The 24,034-nt window shown below is 71.1% G+C and carries 1 protein-coding gene (only partly in view); it reads left to right on the top strand.

Going from position 1 to position 24,034, the window contains the following annotated elements:
- Positions 1–255: 255 nt before the first annotated feature.
- Positions 256–24,034: the 5' portion of a non-ribosomal peptide synthase/polyketide synthase gene (locus ACVTJA_RS15385; protein ID WP_465837124.1), read on the top strand. It continues 19,778 nt past the right edge of the window; the window shows 23,779 of its 43,557 coding nt (coding positions 1–23,779); its start codon is at positions 256–258; its stop codon lies beyond the right edge, outside the window.

The raw sequence follows: 24,034 nt of genomic DNA, 5'->3' as shown, positions 1-24,034 counted from the left end.
TCACGGGACATTCCTGAATTGCATAGAGGGCCGAAGCACGTCAGCCCAGCCTTCTATGACTCCAACGGTGGGAGATTGGAGAATGGCTCGTTCACCGAGCTATTCTCGCTGTCGCGGAGTTCTCTCTCCTCACTGTTTCCACATCCCGTTGGAGATTCCCGTGGTTTCGCAATTCATCCGGATGGCCCGGTGTCGCTTCCAAGCAAGCGGGCGCCCCGTAACCGGACTGCGTGAAACCCGAGAGCAGGTTTGACCATGGCGCTCACTCCCGAACAAAAGCGCGCGCGGCTCGCAGAGCTGCTGCGCGACAAGAGCCGTCAGTCCCGTCGTGCGCCGGTGTCCTTCGCGCAAGAGCGGATGTGGTTCCAGGAGCGGCTCAACCCCGGCAGCGCCGCGCTCAACGTGCCCATCGCCGTGCGCCTGTCCGGCGAGCTCGACACCGACGCGCTCCGCCGCGCGCTCCAGGAGTTGGTGCAGCGCCATGAGACGCTGCGCACCACGTTCGTCGAGCAGGACGGACGTGTCTCGCAGCAGATTGCCGCTTCGCTCGCGGTCTCACTGCCCGTGGTGGACGTGGCGGAAGGCACCGCGTCCGAGCGCGAGGCCGAGGCCTGGCGCCGACTGCACGTCCAGGCGCAGCAGCCCTTCGACGTGGAGAAGGGGCCGCTGCTGCGCGCGGTGCTGTTCCGCTGGGGTACGCACGAGCACCTGCTGCTCGTCGACGTGCACCACATCGTCTCCGATGGATGGTCCTTGGGTGTCCTCGTGCGCGAGCTGGGCGCGCTCTACCCCGCGCTCGCCGCGGGCCAGCCCGTGTCCCTGCCCCCGCTGCCATTGCAGTACGCGGACTTCACCGCGTGGCAGCGGGACTGGCTCCAGGGCGAGACGCTGGACACGCAGCTCGGCTACTGGCGCAAGCAACTGGACCCGGATGCCCTGCTGGAGCTGCCCACCGACAGGCCCCGTCCCTCCATGCCGAGCAACCGGGGCGCGCGTCACACGGTGATGCTGCCTCCCGAGCTGCTCCAGTCCCTCCAGGAGCTGGCCCGCCGCGAGGGCCGCACCCTCTTCACGCTGCTTTTGTCCGCCTGGCAGGTGCTGCTGTCCCGCTACAGCGGCCAGGACGACGTGGTGGTGGGTGCCCCCATCGCCGGGCGCAATCGCACCGACCTCCAGGGGCTCATCGGCCTCTTCGTCAACACACTGGCCCTGCGCGCGGACCTGTCCGGCAACCCGACTTTCCTGGAGCTGCTGGGCCGCGTCCACGAGACGGTGCTGGGCGCCTTCGCCCACCAGGACCTGCCCTTCGAGAAGGTGGTGGAGGCGCTGAAGCCGGAGCGGCGGCTCAATGTCACGCCGCTGTTCCAGGTGATGTTCGCCCTGCAGAACGCGCCCCTGCCTCCGTTGCAGGTGCCCGGGCTGCGGATGGAAGCGCAGCCCGTGGACAGCGGGGCCGCGCAGGTGGACCTGTCGCTGGCGGCCACCGAGCTGCCCCAGGGCCTGCGCGTCGCCGTCGTCTACCGCACGGACCTGTTCGATGAAGCGACGTTGAAGCGCCTGCTCACGCACTTCCACACGCTGCTGGAGGGCATCGTCGCGCACCCGGAGCGTCGCCTGTCCGCGCTGCCCCTGCTCTCCGGCGACGAGCGCCAGCAGGTGCTGGTGGGGTGGAACGCCACCGCCACCGAGTACCCGCGCGGCTCCACCCTGCCCGAGGTCTTCTCGCGGGTCGTCGCTCGTTTCCCAGACAAGGTCGCCGTGGAGTTCGGCGACTCGAAGCTCACCTACCGTCAGCTCGACGAGCGCGCCAACCAGCTCGCGCACCACCTACGCGGCCTCGGCGTGTCCACCGACTCGCGCGTGGCCGTCTCGCTGGAGCGCTCGCTGGAGCTGATTGTCTCCCTCGTCGCCATCCTCAAGGCCGGCGGCGCCTACGTCCCGCTCGACCCGAGCTATCCGCGTGAGCGCCTCGCCGCCATGCTGGAGGATGCGCAGCCGCGCGTCCTCGTCACCTCGCGTGAGCTGCTCGCGAAGCTGCCCGCCGAAGGCCTGTCCACCGTGGTGCTGGGCGAGGTGTCCCTGGAGACGCAGCCCACGTCCGCGCCTCCCATCACCGCGCTGCCGCAGAGCCTCGCGTACATCGACTTCACCTCCGGCTCCACGGGCCGGCCCAAGGGTGTCGGCACTCCGCAAGCCGCCGTCCTGCGCACCCTCTTCGGCAACGACTACGCGCACCTCGGCCCGGACGAGACGTTCCTCCTCATCGCGCCCGTCTCCTTCGATGCGTCCACGCTGGAGCTGTGGGGCCCGTTGCTCCATGGCGCTCGGCTGGTGGTGTTCCCGCCCTCCTCGCCCTCCGACTTGAAGGCGCTGGAGTCCGCGCTGGTGAAGCACGGCGTGACGACGCTTCACCTCACCGCCGGTCTCTTCACGCAGGTGGTGGACCACAACTTCCCCGCCCTGCGCGGTGTGAAGCAGCTCCTCACCGGTGGTGACGTGGTGAGCGCGCCTCACGTGCGCCGCGTGATTGAAGAGCTGCGCATCCCCGTCACCGCCTGCTACGGCCCGACGGAAACCACACTCTTCGCCTCCACCCACCGCATGGCTTCGGTGGAGCAAGTCGGCACCGCCGTGCCCATCGGCAAGCCCATGGGCAACACGCAGGTGTACCTGCTCGATGCTTCCGGTCAGCCGGTGCCCGTCGGTGTTGTCGGCGAGCTGTTCATCGGCGGCGATGGCGTGGCTCGCGGCTACGTCGGCCAGCCCTCCCTCACCGCCGAGCGCTTCGTCCCCGACTCCTTCTCCGCTGTTCCCGGCGCGCGCCTCTACCGCACGGGTGACCTCGCCCGCTGGCGCAACGACGGCGTGCTGGAGTTCCTCGGCCGCGCGGACGCGCAGGTGAAGGTCCGCGGCTTCCGCATCGAATTGGCCGAAGTCGAAGCGGCCCTGCTCGCCTTCTCCGGAGTGGGCGAGGCGGTGGTCCTGGCACGCGGGGACCGGCCCGGCGACAAGCGACTGGTGGCCTACGTGGTGCCCGCGCCCGCGGAAGGAGACGCGCCCCGAACCCTGGACACCGCGGCGCTGCGCGCCTTCGTGGCGGGGCGACTGCCGGACTACATGGTGCCGTCGGCGCTGGTGGTGCTGGAGGCCCTGCCCCTGACGCCCAACGGCAAGGTGGACCGCAAGGCCCTGCCCGCTCCGGAGACGCAGCAGCGCGCTGAAACCGCGGCCTTCGAGGAGCCGCGCACGCCCGAGGAGAAGGCCCTGGCCTCTGTCTGGGCGGAGCTGCTCCGCGTGCCCCGCGTCGGGCTGCACGACAACTTCTTCGAGCTGGGCGGCGACTCCATCCTCTCCATCCAGCTCGTCTCCCGCGCGCGGCAGGCGGGCCTGCACCTCGCCGCCAGCCACATCTTCCAGCACCAGACGCTGGAGGCCCTGGCCCGCGTGGCGAAGCGCGAGGGCCACGTCCAGGCCGAGCAGGGACTCGTGCGCGGCGCCGTACCGCTGACGCCCGTCCAGCTCGCCTTCTTCGAGCAGCCGCCCGCGCTGCCGCACCACTACAACCAGGCCGTGCTCCTCGCCGCGCGCGGAGCGGTGGACGTGACGTGCGCGGAGCAGGCGCTGCAATCACTGGTGGCCCACCACGATTCGCTGCGCCTGCGCTTCACGCGCGGGACGGACGGTGCGTGGCAGCAGGAGGTTGCCGGTCTCGGCGTGCCCGTGCGCCTGCAGCAGGTGGACCTGTCCTCGGTGCCCGAGGCCGACCAGGGACGGGCCCTGGAGGCCGAGGCCACCCGCATCCAGGCCAGCCTCCACCTGGACGAGGGCCTGCTGCTGCGCGCCGCCCTCTTCCACTTCGGACCGGCCCGCACACCTCGGTTGTTGCTGGCCATCCACCACCTCGCCGTCGACGGCGTCTCCTGGCGCATCCTGCTGGAGGACCTGGCCACCGCGTACTCACAGCTCCAGCGTGGCCAGCCGGTGGCGCTGCCCCCGAAGTCCACCTCGTTCAAGACGTGGGCGGAGAAGCTCCAGGCCTTCGCGCGCTCCGAGGAAGTGGCGCGCGAGCTGCCCTACTGGGAGGAGCAGGGCCGCGTGCCCGTGCCCGCGCTGCCGGTGGACGTGGCTGGCGCGGCCAACACGCGGGCCTCCTCTCGCGTGGTGCAGGTGTCGCTGGACGCGGAGGAGACACGCCTGCTGTTGCAGGAGACTCCGGCCGCCTGGCGCGCGCACATCAACGACGTGCTGCTGGCGGCGCTTGCCGACAGCCTGTCGCAGTGGACGGGCCAGCCTCGGCTGCGCGTGGAGCTGGAGGGCCACGGCCGTGAGGCCCTCTTCGAGGACGTGGACCTGTCTCGCACCGTGGGCTGGTTCACCTCCGCGTACCCGGTGGTGCTGGACGTGTCCGCCGCCTCCACGCTGGGAGACCGGCTGCGCGCCGTGCGCGACTCGCTGCGGAAGCTACCCCGGCGCGGCATCGGTCACGGGCTGCTGCGCTACCTGGGCGGCGATGCGGCGCGAGCCTTCCACGAGGCGCCCCGGGCGGAGGTGTCCTTCAACTACCTGGGCCAGTTCGACCAGGTGGGAGGCGCGCAGGCACAGGGCGCGCCCTTCTCGCCAACGCGCGAACCCACGGGCGCGCTGTGGAGCAACCAGGGCGAGCGCGGCCACCTCCTGGAGGTGAACGGCTATGTCTTCGAGGGACGGCTCACGCTGGGCTGGACGTACAGCGAGGCCGTGCACCGCGAGGAGACCGTGCAGGCCCTGGCCGCGCGCTGCCTCTCCGCGCTGCGCCAGCTCATCGCCACCCGCACGTCCACAGACGCACGCCGCTACACGCCGGCCGACTTCCCGCTGGCGAAGCTGACTCAGTCCGCGCTGGACCGGGTGCTGCCCGCAGGGCTGGAGGTGGAGGACCTCTACCCGCTGTCTCCGCTCCAGCAGGGCATGCTCTTCCACACGCTGGCGGAGCCCAGCTCGGGCGTCTACGTCTCGCAACTCGCCTGGACCTTCACCGGCGCGGTGGACCTGGGCACCTTCCGGAGCGCATTGAACGTCGTGGCGGAGCGCCACGCGCCGCTGCGTACCTCGTTCCTCTGGGATGGACTGGAGGAGCCGCTGCAGCTCGTACACCCGAGAACCCCCGTGCCCTGGGAGGAGCACGACTGGCGCGGTGTGCCCGAGGCCGAGCAGCGGGCCCGCTTCGACGCGCTGATGTCCGAGGACACCCGGCGTGGCTTCGACCCGCGCCATGCACCGCTGACGCGCGTGACGGTGGTGCGGCTGGAGGAGAGCTCGCACCGCGTCGTCTGGACGCACCACCACCTGCTGATGGACGGGTGGAGCCTCGGCGCCATCCTCCAGGAGCTGTTCGCCGCCTACGACGAGCTGCGTGCGGGCCGCATGCCCGCGAAGGGCACGTCGATGCCCTTCCGCGACTACATCGCCTGGCTCCAGCGCCAGCCGATGGAGCGTACGGAGGCGTTCTGGCGTCAGTCCCTCCAGGGCTTCACCGCCCCCACGCCCCTGCCGGGCCTGCTGCCCGAGAAGCCCACGGGCGCGCACGGCCGCCACGAGCTTCGCGCGCCGCTGTCCGCCGAGCTGACCACGGCGCTCCAGGCCTTCGCGCGCCAGCACCAGCTCACGCCCAACGCGGTGGTGCAGGCGGCGTGGGCCCTGGCGCTGTCTCGCCACACGGGTGAGGGCGAAGTCGTCTATGGCGCAACCACCTCTGGCCGCTCGGCGGAGCTGCCAGGCATCGACCGCGCGGTGGGCCTGTTCATCAACTCGCTGCCCGTGCGCGTGCGCGTGGACGAGAACACGCGCGTGCTCCCATGGCTGAAGGGGATGCATTCGCAGCTCGCGGAGCAGCGCAACCACGAGCACTCGCCGCTAGTGCGCATCCAGGGCTGGAGCGCCGTGCCTCGCGGCACCCCGCTGTTCCAGTCACTGTTCGTCTTCGAGAACTATCCCATCGACGCCGCGGTGAAGTCGGCCCGCGCGGACCTCGGCTTGCGGGACGTCGTAGCGCGGGAGCAGGCGGACCTGCCGCTGGTGGCCGTCATCATCCCGGGCACGCGGATGGAGCTGCGCCTGGCGTATGACGTGTCGCGCTTCGAGGCGTACCGCCTGGAGCAACTGTTGAAGCACTGGGCCCTGGCGCTGGAGGCGCTGGTGGCCCGGCCCGACAGCCGGTTGGGTGACGTGTCCCTGCTGTCGGAGGAGGAGCGGCGTCAGGTGCTGGTGGAGTGGAATGCCACCGCCACCGAGTACCCGCGCGGCTCCACCCTGCCCGAAGTCTTTGCACACGTGGTGGCCCGCTACGGCGACAAGGTCGCCGTGGAGTTCGGCGACTCGAAGCTCACCTACCGTCAGCTCGATGAGCGCGCCAATCAGCTCGCCTGGCACCTGCGCGGCCTCGGTGTGTCCACCGACTCGCGCGTGGCCATTGCCCTCGACCGCTCGCTGGAGCTGATTGTTGCCCTCGTCGCCATCCTCAAGGCCGGCGGCGCCTACGTCCCGCTCGACCCGTCGTATCCCCGCGAGCGCCTCGCCGCGATGATTGAGGACGCGCAGCCGGGCGTGCTCGTCACCTCACGCGAGCTGCTTGCGAAGCTGCCCGCCGAAGGCCTGTCCACCGTCGTGTTGGGAGACGTGTCCCTGGACGCGCAGCCGATCTCCGCGCTTCCTGTCGCCGCGCTGCCGCAGAGCCTCGCGTACATCGACTTCACCTCCGGCTCCACCGGCAGGCCCAAGGGCGTTGGCACTCCGCAGGCCGCCGTCCTGCGCACCGTCTTCGGCAACGACTACGCGCACCTCGGCCCCGATGAGACCTTCCTCCTCATCGCGCCCGTCTCCTTCGACGCCTCTACCCTGGAGCTGTGGGGGCCGTTGCTCCATGGCGCGCGGCTGGTGGTGTTCCCGCCCTCCTCGCCCTCCGACTTGAAGGCGCTGGAGTCCGCGTTGGTGAAGCACGGCGTGACGACGCTTCACCTCACCGCAGGTCTCTTCACCCAGGTGGTGGACCACAACTTCCCCGCCCTGCGCGGCGTGAAGCAGCTCCTCACCGGTGGCGACGTGGTGAGCGCGCCTCACGTGCGCCGCGTGATTGAAGAGCTGCGCATCCCGGTGACGGCCTGCTACGGCCCCACCGAGACGACTCTCTTTGCCTCCACCCACCGCATGACGGACGTGGCCCACGTGGGCACCTCCGTGCCCATCGGCAAGCCCATGGGCAACACTCAGGTGTACCTGCTCGACGCCTCCGGTCAGCCGGTGCCCGTCGGTGTCGTGGGTGAGCTGTTCATCGGCGGCGACGGCGTGGCCCGTGGCTACGTCGGCCAGCCCTCCCTCACCGCCGAACGCTTCGTCCCCGACTCCTTCTCCGCTGCTCCCGGCGCGCGCCTCTACCGCACCGGTGACCTCGCCCGTTGGCGCAACGACGGCGTGCTGGAGTTCCTCGGCCGCGCCGACGCCCAGGTGAAGGTGCGTGGCTACCGCATCGAATTGGCCGAAGTCGAAGCGGCCCTGCTCGCATTCCCCGATGTGGGTCAGGCCGTGGCCCTGGTGCGTGAGGACGTCCCCGGGGACAAGCGTCTCGTCGGCTACGTCGCCGCGCCCGAGTCGCTCGACGTGTCCGCCCTGCGCGAGTCCCTCAAGCAGCGCCTGCCCGAGTACATGGTGCCCTCCGCCCTCGTGCGGCTGGACACCCTGCCCCTCACCGCCAACGCCAAGGTGGACCGCAAGGCCCTGCCCGCTCCGGATGCGGACAGCCTTCGTGGCGAAGCGCCATTCGTCGCGCCGCGGACTCCGCTGGAAGAAAAGGTCGCGGACGCCTTCGCCCACGTGCTGGGCGTGCAGCGCGTGAGCGTCACCGACGACTTCTTCGCCCTGGGTGGTCACTCGCTCCTGGCCATCCGGGTGGCGTCGCACCTGCGCACGTCGCTTGGCGTGGAGCTGCCGCTGCGGGCCCTCTTCGAGTCATCCACCGTCGCCGCGCTCGCCGCCCTCCTCGCGGGCACTCCCGCGTCCGGCGTGGACCGGCAGGTTCCCGCCATCGTCCCCGTGCCGCGCACCGGCGCGTTGCCGCTGTCCTTCGCGCAGCAGCGGCTGTGGCTCATCGACCAGCTCGAGCCAGGACGCCCCACGTACAACATGCCGTCCTTCGTGCGCCTGGAGGGCACGCTCGACGCGGGCGCCCTGCACCGCGCGCTGGCTGAGCTGACCTGGCGTCACGAAGCGCTCCGCACGCACTTCACCCAGGACCAGGGCGAGCCCCTCCAGGTCATCAGCCCCCGGGCCGAGCTACCGCTCGACATGGTGGACCTCAGCACGCAGGAGCCCCAGACCGCCCAGGCGGAGCTGGAGCGACACCTCCGCGAGGAGACGCTGCGGCCGTTCACCCTCACCACGGGCCCACTGCTGCGCGCGCGGCTGCTGAAGCTGAGCACCACCGAGCATGTGCTCGTGCTCAACATGCACCACATCGTCTCGGACGGCTGGTCCATGGGCGTGCTGGTGCGTGAAGTCGCGGCCCTCTACGAAGCCTTCTCCCAGGGCCAGCCGTCGCCTCTGCCGCCGCTGCCCATCCAGTACGCCGACTACGCCGTCTGGCAGCGTCAGTGGCTCCAGGGCGACGTGCTGGAGGAGCAGCTCGGCTACTGGAGGCAGCACCTCGCGGGCATCTCCACCCTGGAGCTGCCCACGGACAAGCCCCGGCCGCCCGTGCAGACGTTCCACGGTGCGTACCTGCCCGTCGTGCTGTCGCGAGCCACGTCCGAGCAGCTCGAGGCGCTCTGCCTGCGCGAGGGGTTCACGCCCTTCATGCTGCTGATGGCGTCCTTCCAGATGCTGCTGTCCCGTTACTCAGGGCAGCAGGACATCTCCGTCGGCTCGCCCATCGCGGGGCGCCAGCGCGGGGAGCTGGAGGGCCTCATCGGCTTCTTCGTCAACACCCTGGTGCTTCGCGCCCGGGTGGACGGGCGGTCGTCGTTCCTCCAGTTGCTGCGGCAGGTGAAGGAGGCGGCCCTGGGCGCCTACGCCCATCAGGACGTCCCCTTCGAGCGGCTGGTGGAAGAGCTCCAGCCCACCCGCGACCCGAGCCGCTCGCCGCTGTTCCAGGCAATCTTCGCGCTCCAGAACGCGCCCATGCCGTCGCTCCAGGCGCCGGGCCTGAAGATGAAGCCGCTCGTGGTGGAGAACCCCACCATCAAGTTCGAGGTGGAGCTCAGCCTCGCGAAGTCCGCGGACGGCTATCAGGGCGCGCTGGGCTACAACACCGACCTGTTCGAGGCCGCGACGGCCAGGGCCATGGCCGGGCACTTCCAGTCGCTGGTGGAAACACTCGTCTCGCGGCCCGAGGCGGCGCTCGACTCGTTCTCCCTGCTGTCGGCGGAGGAGCGGCGTCAGGTGCTGGTGGAGTGGAACGCCACCGCCGCCGAGTACCCGCGTACCTCCACCCTGCCCGAGGTCTTCGCCCAGGTCGTGGCGCGTTTCCCGGACAAGGTCGCCGTGGAGTTCGGCGACTCGAAGCTCACCTACCGTCAGCTCGATGAGCGCGCCAATCAGCTCGCGTGGCATCTGCGCGACCTCGGTGTGTCCACCGACTCGCGCGTGGCCATCTCGCTGGAACGCTCGCTGGAGCTGATTGTCTCCCTCGTCGCCATCCTCAAGGCTGGCGGCGCCTACGTCCCGCTCGACCCGAGCTATCCGCGTGAGCGCCTCACCGCCATGGTGGAGGACGCGCAGCCGCGCGTGCTCGTCACCTCGCGCGAGCTGCTCGCGAAGCTGCCCGCCGAAGGCCTGTCCACCGTGGTGCTGGGCGAGGTGTCCCTGGAGGCGCAGCCCACGTCGGCGCCGCCGTCCATGGCTCTGCCAGACAGCCTCGCGTACATCGACTTCACCTCGGGCTCCACCGGCAGGCCCAAGGGCGTCGGCACTCCTCAGGCCGCCGTCCTGCGCACCCTCTTCGGCAACGACTACACGCCCTTTGGCCCGGACGAGACCTACCTCCAACTGGCCCCCATCGCCTTCGACGCCTCCACCTTCGAAATCTGGGCCGCGCTGCTGCACGGCGCCCGCCTCGTGGTGATGCCGCCCCAGGCCCCCTCGCTGGAAGAGCTGGCCCGGCTGGTGCGCGACGCCGGAGTGACGACGCTGTGGCTGACCACGGGCCTCTTCATTCAGGTGGTGGAGTCGCACCTGGAGGTCCTGCGCCCGGTGAGGCAGGTGAACACCGGCGGCGATGTCATGCCACCCGCCAGCGTGCGCCGCGTCCTCGAAACGCTGCGCCTTCCCGTCGGCCACTTCTACGGCCCGACGGAGACCACCGTCTTCGCCACCAGCGTCCGGATGACGGACGTGGCGCAGGCCACGGCCCCCCTGCCCATTGGCCGCCCCATCGGCAACACGCAGGCGTACGTGCTGGACGCCTCGGGACAACCCGTGCCTGTGGGCGTCGTGGGTGAGCTGTTCCTCGGTGGCGACGGTGTGGCCCGCGGCTACGTCGGCCAGCCCGCGCTCACCGCCGAGCGCTTCATCCCCGATGCCTTCTCCGGCGTCCCCGGTGCGCGCCTGTACCGTTCGGGCGACCTCGTCCGTTGGCGCCACGACGGCATGCTGGACTTCGTCGGCCGCGCCGACACGCAGGTGAAGGTGCGTGGCTTCCGAATCGAGCTGGCCGAAATCGAGGCCGCGCTGCGGGCCCATCCCGAGGTGCAAGCGGCCGTGGCCATCGCCCGCGAGGACGTCCCCGGCGACAAGCGGCTGGTGGCCTACGTCGCCGCGCCCGAGTCGCTCGACCTGGTCGCCCTGCGCGACTCCATCAAGCGGCGGCTGCCCGAGTACATGGTGCCCTCCGCGCTGGTGCGCCTGGACGCCATCCCCCTCACCGCCAACGGGAAGGTGGACCGCAAGGCGCTCCCGGCTCCCGACGCGGCACGGATGTCGGCGCCCGGCGCCTACGTCGCTCCGCGCGGCCCCACCGAGGAGCTGCTCGCGAGCATCTTCGCCCAGGTGCTCGGCGTTGCGCGCGTCGGTGCCACGGACCACTTCTTCGAGCTGGGTGGCCACTCGCTGCTCGCCACGCGGGTCGTCTCCCGCATCCGCGCGGCCTTCAACGTGGACATCGCCCTGCGCGAGCTGTTCCAGGCGCCCACCGTCTCCGCCCTCGCCGAGCGCGTCGACGCGGCAGTGCAGACGGGACAGACGGGCGTGCTGCCTCCCATCGAGCGCGTGCCGCGCGCGGAGAAGCTGCCGCTCTCGTTCTCCCAGCAGCGTGTGTGGTTCCTCGACCAGCTCGAGCCCGGCAGCCCGGCCTACAACATCCCCGTCGTGCTGGAGCTGACCGGTGAGCTGGACCTCGCCGCCCTGCGCGAGAGCCTCTCCACGCTCATCCGCCGGCACGAGGCCCTGCGCACCACGTTCCACGCGGACGCCGAGGGCCCCGTCCAGCGCGTCTCCGAGCCCGTGCCATTGGAGCTGCCCATCATCGACCTGGGCAGCCTCCCGCCCGAGCAGCGGAAGGAGGAGGCCCGCCGCCGCTTCACCCAGGAGGCGATGAGCCCGTTCGACCTGGCCACCGGTCCCATGGTCCGGGTCCAGCTGTTGCGCCTGGACGCGCGCGAGCATGCGCTCCAGCTCAACATCCACCACATCGTCTCGGACGGCTGGTCCATGAGCGTGCTGGTGCGGGAGCTGGCCGCGCTCTATGCGGCGTTCGCCTCGGGCCAGCCGTCGCCGCTGCCCGAGCTGCTGCTCCAGTACGCGGACTACGCGGCGTGGCAGCGCAGGTGGCTGGACGACGCGGAGCTGGAGAAGCAACTCGGCTGGTGGCGCCGCCAGCTCGACGGCGCGCCGCAGGACCTGGAGCTACCCACCGACAGGCCGCGCTCCCGCCACCCGGTTCCTTCGGGCGCGCTGCTGAACATGAAGCTCTCCCGCGAGCTGGCCGAGGCCGTGGAGGCCCTCTGCACTCGTGAGGGCATCACCCCCTTCATGTTCTTCCTCGCCGCCTTCCAGGTGCTGCTGTCGCGCTACTCCGGCCAGGACGACATCTCCGTCGGCTCGCCCGTGGCCGGCCGCAACCGCGCCGAGCTGGAGGGGCTCGTCGGCTTCTTCCTCAACACCCTGGTCATGCGGACCCGTCTGGACGGGGAGCCCACCGTGCGCGAGCTGCTGGGGCGCGTGCGCGAGACGGCGCTCGGCGCCTACGCGCACCAGCATGTCCCCTTCGAGCAGCTCCAGCCGATGCGGGACCTGCACCAGGCGCCGATGTTCCGGGTGATGCTGGTCCTCCAGAACCAGCCGGCATCCGAGCTGGAGCTCCCCGGCCTGAGCGTGCGGCTCGTCGCGCCCGAGAGTCGCATCGCCAAGTTCGACCTGTCGCTGTCGCTCACCCGCACGAAGGACGGCTTCCTCGGTGAGCTGGAGTACTCCACCGAGCTGTACGACACGTCCACCGTCGAGCGAATCGCGAGGCACCTGCACACGCTCGTGGAGGCCATGGTCGGCGACACGTCCCGCCCCGTGTCCGACCTGTCCATGCTCTCCAGCGAGGAGCGCCAGCGCATCCTCGGGGACTGGAGCGCCAACCCGGCGCCCTTCCCGGACGTCTGCCTCCACTCGCTCTTCGAGGCCCAGGTGCGCCGCGCGCCCGACGCACTGGCCGCATCCTTCGAGGGACAACACCTCACCTACGCGCAGCTCGATGCGAAGGCCAACCAACTCGCGCACGCCCTGGTCCGCCGGGGTGTCGGGCCCGAGGTCCGCGTGGCCCTCAGCGTGGAGCGCTCCCTGGACATCGTCGTGGGCCTGCTCGGCATCCTCAAGGCCGGTGGCGCCTGGGTGCCCGTGGATCCGCTGCTGCCCCGTGAGCGCCTGGCCTTCATGTTGGAGGACAGCGGCGCCGCGATGCTGGTGACGCAGGCTCCGCTGCTGGAGCGCTTCCCGGCGTCGCTCCACTCGCGCGCGCTCTGCCTCGACTCCGAGAAGGATGCGCTCTCGCGCGAGAGCACCGAGGCACCGGTGACAGGCGTGACGCCGGACCACCTGGCCTACCTGCTCTACACCTCCGGCAGCACCGGCACTCCCAAGGGCACCGCGGTGGAGCACCGCGGCGTCACCAACCTCGTGACGCAGGAGGCGGGAGCCTACGGAATCGGGCCGGGCAGCCGCGTGCTTCAGTTCGCCAGCCTCTCCTTCGACCTGTCGGTGGAGGAGATCTTCACCACGCTGTGCTCCGGCGGCGCGCTCGTGCTCTCGCCCATGGAGAAGCTGATGCCGGGCGCGCCGCTGCAGAAGCTGATGCGCGACGAGGCCCTCACCGTCATCAGCGTCACCCCGGCCACGCTGGCGGCCACGCCCGCCGAGGACTACCCCGCCCTGCGCACCGTCATCTCCGGCGGCGAGGCCGTCTCCACCGAGGTGGTGGCGCGCTGGGCGCCGGGCCGGACGTTCCACAACAGCTACGGCCCCACGGAGACGACGGTGGTGGCCACGCTGGGCATCTGCGAGCCGGACGCGAGCGTGCCCTCCATCGGACGCCCCCTGGGCAACGTGCGCACGTACGTCCTCGACGCGCGCGGCGAGCCGGTGCCCATGGGCGTCAAGGGCGAGCTGTACGTGGGCGGCGTGGGCGTGGCGCGCGGCTACGCGGGCCGCCCCGGCCTCACCGCGGAGCGCTTCGGACCGGACGCCTTCTCGGGAGTGCCCGGCGCCCGCATGTACCGCACCGGCGACCTGGTGCGCTGGCGCGAGGACGGGACGCTGGAGTACCTCGGCCGCGCGGACGCGCAGGTGAAGGTGCGTGGCTTCCGCATCGAGCTGGGCGAGGTGGAGTCCGCGCTGGCGAAGCTGCCCGCGGTGCGCGAGGCCGTGGTGATGGCTCGCGAGGACGGGCCCGGTGGCAAGCGCCTCGTGGGCTACGTCGTCGCGCGCGAGGGCGTCCAGACGGACAGCGCCGCGCTACGCGCCGCCCTGAAGGAGACCCTGCCCGAGTACATGGTGCCCTCGGCGGTGGTGGTGCTGGACGCCATGCCGCTGACGTCCAACGGCAAGGTGGACAGGAGGGCCCTGCCCGCGCCGGACCTCGCCGCTGCCGGCGGACGTCCGGACTTCGTCGCCCCGCGCACGGAGACGGAGACGCTGCTGGCCGGAATCTGGAGCGCCGTGCTCGGCGTGGAGCCGGTGGGCCTGTCCGACAACTTCTTCGAGCTGGGCGGCCACTCGCTGCTGGCCACGCAGGCCATCAGCCGCATGCGCGCCGCGTTCGGCGTGGAATTGCCGCTGCGGGATTTGTTCGACGCCGCCACGCTCGCGGAGCTGGCGGTGCGGGTGGACCGGGCGGTGCAGGCCGGCCAGGGCGCACAGGTGCCACCGCTGGTCCCCGTGCCGCGCACGGACGACCTGCCGGCGTCGATGGCGCAGCAGCGCCTGTGGTTCCTGGACCAGCTCGACCCGGACAGCCCGCTCTACAACCTGCCGGCCGCGCTGGTGCTGGAAGGCACCGTGGACCTGGGCGCCCTGGAGCGCAGCCTGACGGAGCTGGTGCGCCGGCAGGAGGCGCTGCGCACCACCTTCCGTGAGGGCACGAGTGGCCCCGTGCAGGTCATCCACCCGTCCGCGCCCGTTCCGGTGTCCGTGGTGGAGCTGACCTCGGTGCCCGAGGAGCAACGGCGGGAGGAGGCGCGGCGGCGCGTGCGTGAAGAGGCGCTGCGCCCCTTCAACCTGTCCCGTGGCCCGCTGCTGCGGGTGACGTTGCTGAAGCTCTCCGAGCGCGAGCACGTGCTCGTCTTCAACGTGCACCACATCGTGTCGGACGGCTGGTCGCTGGGCGTCATGGTGCGCGAGCTGGCCGCGCTCTACCTGGCCTTCTCCGGGGGCCAGCCCTCGCCGCTGCCGGAGCTGCCGCTGCAATACGCGGACTTCGCGGCGTGGCAGCGCGGCTGGCTGCGAGACGAGGTGTTGGAGGGCCAGCTCGGCTGGTGGCGTAAGCAGCTCGCCGACGCGCCCCGGACGCTGGAGCTGCCCACGGACCGGCCTCGCCCGGCGGTGCAGACGTCGCGGGGCTCCTCGACGCTGGTGCAACTGCCGGCGCAGGTGGCCCAGGCGCTGGAGGCGTTCTGCCGCCGCGAGGGTGTGACGCCGTTCATGGCGCTGCTCGGCGCGTTCCAGCTCCTGATGGGCCGCTACTCGGGCCAGCCGGAGGTCGTCGTCGGCTCCGTGGTGGCCGGACGAGAGCGGAGCGAGCTGGAGTCGCTCGTCGGCTTCTTCGTCAACACGCTGCCGCTGCGGGCGCGCCTGTCTCCCTCGGACAGCTACCGCTCGCTGCTGGCGCAGGTGCGTGACACGACGCTCGGCGCCTTCGCGCACCAGTCCGTGCCCTTCGAGCGCGTGGTGGAAGCGCTGCGGGTGGAGCGCAACCTGAGCCGTCCGCCGCTGGTGCAGGTGATGTTCGCGCTCCAGAACGCGCCCATGCCGACGTTGCGGCTGCCGGGCCTGTCCTTGAGCGCGATGCCGGTGGAGGACAAGCCGGTCAAGTTCGAGCTGGAGCTGAACCTGTTCCGCACGCCCGAGGGCTACGCGGGACCGCTCGAATACAACGCGGACCTCTTCGACGCGGCCACCGCCGCGCGCATGGCGGAGCACTTCCGCGCGCTCGTGGAGGCGCTGGTTGCTCGTCCCGAGGCGTCGCTGAGCTCCGTCTCCATGCTTTCCGAGGCGGAGCGGCGGCAGGTGCTGGTGGAGTGGAATGCCACCACTGCCGAGTACCCGCGCGGCTCCACCCTGCCCGAAGTCTTTGCACAGGTGGTGGCCCGCTACAGCGACAAGATCGCCGTGGAGTTCGGCGACTCGAAGCTCACCTACCGTCAGCTCGATGAGCGCGCCAACCAGCTTGCCTGGCACCTGCGCGGCCTCGGCGTGTCCACCGACTCGCGCGTGGCCATCTCGCTGGAACGCTCGCTGGAGCTGATTGTCTCCCTCCTCGCCATCCTCAAGGCTGGTGGCGCCTACGTGCCGCTCGACCCGAGCTACCCCCGTGAGCGCCTCGCCGCGATGATTGAGGACGCGCAGCCGAGCGTGCTCATCACCTCACGCGAGCTGCTCGCGAAGCTGCCCGCCGAAGGCCTGTCCACCGTCGTGCTGGGCGAGGTGTCCCTGGAGGCGCAGCCCACGTCCGCGCCTCCCATCACCGCGCTGCCGCAGAGCCTCGCGTACATCGACTTCACCTCCGGCTCCACGGGCAGGCCCAAGGGTGTCGGCACTCCGCAAGCCGCCGTCCTGCGCACCCTCTTCGGCAACGACTACGCGCACCTCGGCCCGGACGAGACGTTCCTCCTCATCGCACCCGTTTCCTTCGACGCCTCCACCCTGGAGCTGTGGGGCCCGTTGCTCCATGGCGCGCGGCTGGTGGTGTTCCCGCCCTCCTCGCCCTCCGACTTGAAGGCGCTGGAGTCCGCGCTGGTGAAACACGGCGTGACGACGCTTCACCTCACCGCTGGTCTCTTCACGCAGGTGGTGGACCACAACTTCCCCGCCCTCCGCGGCGTGAAGCAACTCCTCACCGGTGGCGATGTCGTGAGCGCGCCGCACGTGCGCCGCGTGATTGAAGAGCTGCGCATCCCCGTCACGGCCTGCTACGGCCCCACCGAGACGACGCTCTTCGCCTCCACCCACCGCATGGCTTCGGTGGAGCACGTCGGCACCGCCGTGCCCATCGGCAAGCCCATGGGCAACACGCAGGTGTACCTGCTCGATGCTTCCGGACAGCCGGTGCCCGTCGGCGTTGTGGGTGAGCTGTTCATCGGTGGCGATGGCGTGGCCCGTGGCTACGTCGGCCAGCCGGCCCTCACCGCCGAGCGCTTCGTCCCCAACGCCTTCTCGGGTGTTCCCGGCGCTCGCCTCTACCGCACCGGAGACCTCGCCCGCTGGCGCAACGACGGCGTGCTGGAGTTCCTCGGCCGCGCGGACGCGCAGGTGAAGGTGCGCGGCTTCCGCATCGAATTGGCCGAAGTCGAAGCGGCCCTGCTCGCCTTCCCCGCCGTGGCCCAGGCCGTGGCCCTCGTGCGTGAGGATGTCCCCGGGGACAAGCGTCTCGTCGGCTACGTCGCCGCTCCTGTGTCGCTCGACATCGGGGCACTCCGTACCTCGCTCAAGCAGCGCCTGCCCGAGTACATGGTGCCCTCCGCCCTCGTGCGCCTGGACACCCTGCCCCTCACCGCCAACGCCAAGGTGGACCGCAAGGCCCTGCCCGCTCCGGACGCGGTGGCCTCCAACGAGGAGCTCGTCGCCCCGCGCACGCCCACCGAGGAGAAGCTCGCGGAGCTGTTCGCGAGTGTCCTGCACCTCCAGAAGGTCAGCGTCACCAGCAACTTCTTCGAGCTGGGCGGCCACTCGCTGCTGGCCACGCAGCTCGTCTCCCGCATCCGTGCCACCTTCAGCGTGGAGCTGCCCCTGCGCGCCCTCTTCGAGGCGGCCACCGTCGCCGCCCTGGCCGAGCGCATCCATGCTCCGGGCGTCTCCAGCCAGGACTCCGCGCCACCGCTCGCTCCCGTGCCGCGCACGGAACATCTGCCGCTCTCCTTCGCCCAGCAGCGCCTGTGGTTCATCGACCAGCTCGAGCCGGGCGGCGCGGCCTACAGCATGCCCACCTTCGTGCGCATGGAAGGGACGCTCGACACGGACGCCCTGCGCCGTGCCCTCGCCGAGCTGGCGAGCCGTCACGAGCCCCTGCGCACCGTGTTCACCGAGCAGGAAGGGCAGCCCCGCCAGCGCATCTCGCCTCACGGTGAGCTGCCACTGGAGCTCGTGGACCTCAGCGGCCTGGAGCCCGGTGCCGCACGCACCGAGCTGGAGCGTCGCCTGCGGGAGGAGTCCCTCCGTCCCTTCAGCCTCACCACCGGCCCGCTCGTGCGCGCACAGCTCCTGAAGCTGAGCACCACCCAGCACGTGCTCGCCCTCAACATGCACCACATCGTCTCGGACGGTTGGTCCATGGGCGTGCTGGTGCGTGAAGTCGCCGCCCTCTACGAAGCCTTCTCTCAGGGCCAGCCCTCGCCCCTGCCTGCCCTGCCCATCCAGTACGCGGACTACGCCGTGTGGCAGCGCGGGTGGCTACAGGGCGCGGTGCTCGACGCACAGCTCGGCTACTGGAAGCAGCACCTCGGCGGCGTCTCCACGCTGGAGCTGCCCACCGACAAGCCCCGCCCGCCCGTGCAGACCTTCCACGGCGCGCACCTGCCGGTGGCTCTCTCCCGTACGACGTCCGCGGCCATCCAGGCGCTCTGCCAGCGAGAGGGCGCCACGCCCTTCATGGCGCTCCTCGGCGCGTTCCAGGTGCTGCTCTCCCGCTACTCCGGGCAGCAGGACATCGCCGTCGGCTCGCCCATCGCAGGCCGCACCCGCGCGGAGACGGAAGGCCTCATCGGCTTCTTCGTCAACACGCTCGTGCTGCGTGCCCACGTGGAGGACAGCGCGTCCTTCATCCACCTTCTGAGGCAGGTGAAGGAGTCCGCGCTGGGCGCCTTCGCGCACCAGGACGTGCCCTTCGAGCGGCTGGTGGAGGAGCTCCAGCCCTCGCGCGACATGAGCCGCAGTCCGCTCTTCCAGGTCCTCTTCGCCCTGCAGAACGCGCCCATGCCCACGGTGCGGAAGCAGGACCTGTCGTTGAGCATGGTGGAGGTGGAGAACCCCACCACCAAGTTCGAGCTCCAGCTCAACCTGTCGGAGACGCCGGACGGCTATCAGGGCGTACTGAGCTACAACACCGACCTCTTCGAGCACGCCACCGCGCTGCGCATCGCGAGCCACTTCCAGGTGCTGGTGGAAGCCCTGGCCGCGCGGCCCGAGGCGCCGCTGGGCTCCCTCTCCCTGCTGACGGAGGCGGAGCGGCACCAGGTCCTGGTGGAGTGGAACGCCACCGCCACGGACTTCGAAGGGGAAGCCTGCATCCACCAGCGCATCGAGGCGCAGGCTCGGCGCACGCCGGATGCGGTGGCCGTGGAGTCGGACGACGCGCGGCTCACCTATCGGGAGCTGGACGCGCGGGCCAACCAGCTCGCACGGAACCTGCTGCGGCGGGGCGTGCGCGCCGGTGACAGGGTCGCCCTCTGCGTGCAGCGCGCGCCGGACATGGTGGTGGGCCTGCTCGGCATCCTCAAGGCCGGCGCCGCCTATGTGCCACTGGCGCCGGACTACCCGCGCGAGCGCCTGGCCTTCATGCTCCGGGACAGCGGCGCCCGTGTGCTGCTCACCCAGCACGCCCTCCTGGGCCTGCTGCCCGAGGGCACGGACGCGGTGTGCCTCGACACCGGTGATGACACCCTCTCGCGCGAGAGCACGGACGCGCCGGCCGTCACTGTCACGCCGAACCACGCCGCCTACGTCATCTACACGTCGGGCAGCACGGGCCAGCCCAAGGGCGTGGTCATCCCGCACCGCGCCCTGGCGAACCACATGGCGTGGTTCCTCTCCGCCTTCGGCGTCACCGCGGCGGACCGCGTGCTGCAGAAGACGCCGCTGAGCTTCGACGCCTCCGTCTGGGAGTGCTGGGCGTCGCTCATGGTGGGCGCATCGCTGGTGCTCGCCCCGCCCGAGGCCCACCGCGACCCGGCCGCACTGGTGGCGTGCCTGGTGCGCCAGCGCATCACCATCCTCCAGGTGGTCCCCTCCATGCTCCGCTTCATGCTGGAGGAGGAGGGCCTGCGCGACGCCACGCACCTGCGCTGCCTGTTCTGCGGCGGTGAGGCCCTGGCCTCCGAGCTGGCCCCGCGCCTGCGGGCGCTGCTGCCGGAGACGCGGCTGGTCAACCTGTACGGCCCCACCGAAACGACCATCGACGCCACGTCGGCGCTGGCCACGGACAAGGAGCGTGGCGCCACCGTGCCCATCGGACGGCCGGTGGCCAACACCCGGCTCTACGTGCTGGACGCGAACCTGCGGCCCGTGCCGCCGGGAGTGCCGGGAGAGTTGTTCATTGGCGGCGCGCAGCTCGCCCACGGTTACCTGGGCCGGCCCGACCTCACCGCCGAGCGCTTCGTGCCCGATGCGTTCGCGTCGAATCCCGGCGCTCGCCTGTACCGCACTGGCGACCAGGTGCGCTGGCTGCGCGACGGCTCGCTGGAGTACCTGGGCCGCCAGGACTCGCAGGTGAAGGTCCGCGGCTTCCGTATTGAAACCGGTGAGGTCGAGGCCGCGGTGCGCGCGCACGCCGGCGTCCGCGACGCGGTGGTGATGGTTCGCGAGGATGTGCCGGGCCAGAAGCGCCTCGTGGCCTACGTCGTCCCCGCCACGATGGATGTCGCGGGCCTGCGGACCGCTCTGCACGAGCGCCTGCCCGAGTACATGGTGCCCACCGCCTTCGTTCCGCTGGAGGCGCTGCCGCTGACCCCCAACGGCAAGGTGGACCGCAAGGCCCTGCCCGCACCGGCGGCCCAGGCGCACGAGAGCGCCACCGCGGCCCCGAGAGACCCGACGGAGGAGGTGCTGGCCGGCCTCTTCGCCGGGCTGCTGCGGCAGGAGCGCGTGGGCATCCACGACAGCTTCTTCGAGCTGGGCGGCCACTCGCTGCTCGTCACGCAACTGGCCTCGCGCGTGCGCTCCGCGTTCGGCGTGGAGCTGCCGCTGCGGGCCTTCTTCGAGGCGCCCACCGTGGCCCTGCTCGCCCGGCGCATCGCGTCCGCACGCCTCGAGCAGAACCCGGCGATTCCATCCCTGGTCCCCGTGCCGCGCGAGGGCGCGCTGCCGCTGTCCTTCGCGCAGCAGCGGCTGTGGATTCTCGACCAGATCGAGCCCGGCAACACGGCCTACAACCTGCCCACCGTCATCCGCCTCCGTGGGGCCTTGGATGTCGCCGCGCTGGAGAAGGCCTTCACCGCGCTCGTGGAGCGACACGAATCGCTGCGTACGCTCTTCGCCACGCACGAGGACGCACCCACGCAGCGCATCCTCCCGCCGTCCGCCTTCCCGCTGACGGTGGTGGACTTGAGCACCCTGCCGCCGGACGAGCGCGAGGCCCGAGTGGAAAGGCTGGCGCTCGAGGAGACCCAGCGCCCGTTCGACCTGGCGCGGGGGCCGCTGTTGCGCGCCCTGCTGCTCCGGCTGGACGCCGAGGAGCACGTGCTCGCGGCGACGATGCACCACATCGTTTCCGACGGCTGGTCCATGAACGTGCTGGTGAGCGAGATGGCCGCGGCCTACGGCGCCTTCGCATCCGGCCGCGAGCCGAAGCTGCCGTCCCTGCCCATCCAGTACGCCGACTACGCCGCCTGGCAGCGCGACTGGCTGCGGGGTGACGCGCTGGAGAAGCAGCTCGGGTACTGGCGTGAGCAGCTCTCCGGCGCGGCGCCCGTGCTGGAGCTGCCCACCGACAAGCCCCGGCCAGCCGTGCAGTCCATTCGCGGTGTCCACCTGCCGGTCCACGTGCCCGCGCAGGTGGTCAAGCGCCTGGAGACGCTGTGCCAGCGCGAGGGCATCACGCCCTTCATGGCCTTGCTCGCCGTGTGGCAGGTGCTGCTGTCGCGCTACTCCGGCCAGGACGACATCTCCGTCGGCTCGCCTATCGCCGGCCGTACGCGTGCGGAGACGGAAGGCCTCATCGGCTTCTTCATCAACACGCTCGTGCTGCGCACCCAGGTGGACCCGCACGCCACCTTCCGCGAGCTGCTCGCGAAGGTGCGCGCCACCACCCTCGGCGCCTACGAGCACCAGGACGTCCCCTTCGAGAAGCTCGTCGAGGAGCTGCAACCCCAGCGCAGCGTCAGCCACACGCCCCTGTTCCAGGTGATGCTCGTCCTGCAGAACACGCCCACGGCCTCCCTCAAAGTGGCCGGAGGCGCCGCGCCCCTGCGGATGGAGCCGGTGGACATCGAGCTCCAGGCCGTGAAGTTCGACCTCACGCTCTCGCTGGCACAGACGCCGGAGGGACTGACCGGAACGCTGAGCTACCGCACGGACCTCTTCGAGCGCTCCACCATCTCGCGGATGGCGGAGCACCTCGCCACCCTGCTGGACGCCGCGGTGTCCTCTCCCGAGGCACGCGTCGGCGAGCTGCCCCTGCTGCGCGACTCCGAGCGCCACCAGGTGCTGGAGTCCTTCAATGCCTCACCGGTGCCCTTCGTCGCCGAAGGCCCGCTGCACGCGCTCATCGAGGCACAGGCCGCGCGCCACCCGTCCAATCCCGCGGTGGCCTGCGAGGAGCAGGTGCTCACCTATGCCGAGCTGGACACCCGCGCCAACCAACTGGCGTGGCACCTGCGCTCGCTGGGCGTGGGCCCCGACACGTGCGTCGCCCTGTGCCTGGAGCGCTCGGTGGACACCGTGGTGGCTCTGCTCGGTGTCTGGAAGGCCGGCGGCGCCTACGTCCCGCTGGACCCGGCGCAGCCCGCCCTGCGCCTGCGCACGCTGGTGGAGGAAGTCTCCGCCCCGGTGGTGGTGACTCAGTCGCGCCACGCGGACGCCTTCTCGGGCACTTCCGTCCAACAGGTGTTGCTGGACACAAACGCGCCCCAACTCTCAGCCGAGCGCAGGGATGCGCCTCCGTGCGAGGTGTCCGCGGACAACCTCGCGTACGTCCTGTTCACCTCGGGCAGCACCGGCCGGCCCAAGGGCGTGGCCGTGGCCCACGGGCAGCTCGTCCACTACGTGCGCGCCGCCACCGAGCGGCTGGGCCTCGCCGACTGCACCAGCTTCGCCCTCGTCTCCACCTTCGTCGCCGACCTCGGCAACACCGTCCTCTTCCCCGCCCTGTGCACCGGCGGCCTGCTGCACGTCCTCACCCAGGAGCGCGCCAGCAGTCCGGAGGGCGTGGCCGAGTACTTCCAGCGTCACGCGGTGGACTGCGTGAAGCTCGTCCCCTCGCACCTGTCCGCGCTGCTCACCGCCGCAGAGCCCCGGCACGTGCTGCCTCGCAAGAAGCTCGTGCTGGGTGGTGAGTCCTCCACCTGGGCCCTCATGGAGCAGGTGCGCGCGCTGGCTCCCGACTGCGAGGTCTTCAACCACTACGGCCCCACCGAGACGACGGTGGGCGTGCTCGCGGGCCCAGTGGAGACTCCGGCCCAGGGCTCCGCTCCGGTGGCGGTGCCACTGGGCAGGCCGTTGGACCAGTCCCGTCTGTACGTGCTCGACGCCGCCCTCCAGCCCGTGCCCGTGGGCGTGCCCGGCGAGCTCTACATCGGCGGTGCCCAGGTGACGCGCGGCTACCTGCGCCGTCCAGAGCTGACGGCGGAGCGCTACCTGCCCGACCTCTATTCGCCTGTGCCGGGCGCGCGCATGTACCGCAGCGGAGACCGGGTGCGCTGGCGCGAGGACGGCCGCGTGGAGTTCATCGGCCGCGCCGACTTCCAGGTGAAGGTGCGTGGCTTCCGCGTGGAGCCGGGTGAAATCGCCACCGTGCTGCGCGAGCACCCCGAGGTGCGCGACGCGGTGGTGCTCGCCCGCGAGGACATCCCCGGCGACAAGCGCCTGGTGGCCTACGTCGTCCCGGCCGTGGACGTGACGGGCCTGCGCACGTGGCTGCGTGAGCGCCTGCCCGAGCACATGGTGCCCTCCGCCTTCGTGCCGCTGGAGGCCCTGCCGCTGACGCCCAATGGCAAGGTGGACCGCAAGGCCCTCCCCGCCCCCGTGATGAACGCGGATGCGAGCGCCACCTTCGTGGCCCCGCGTACGCCCACCGAGAAGCAGCTCGCCGCCATCTGGGCCGAGGTGCTCCGCCTGGAGAAGGTCGGCGTCACCGACGACTTCTTCGCCCTCGGTGGCCACTCGCTGCTGGCGACCCAGGTCATCTCCCGCATCCGCAGGACCTTCGCGGTCGGGCTGCCCGTGCGCGCCCTCTTCGAAGCGCCCACCCTCGCCACACTCGCCTTGCGCGTGGAGTCCGCGCAGCGGTCACACACGGGCGAGCAGCTACCGCCGTTGGTGTCCGTGCCGCGCACCGGCCCGCTGCCACTCTCCTTCTCACAGCAGCGCATCTGGTTCCTCGACCAGCTCCAGCCCGGCAGCGCCTTCTACAACATCCCCTTCGCCACGAGCATCGAGGGCA

The sequence above is a fragment of the Pyxidicoccus sp. M6 genome, assembly GCF_055568925.1.
This window is presented reverse-complemented; position numbering and strand designations above follow the sequence as displayed.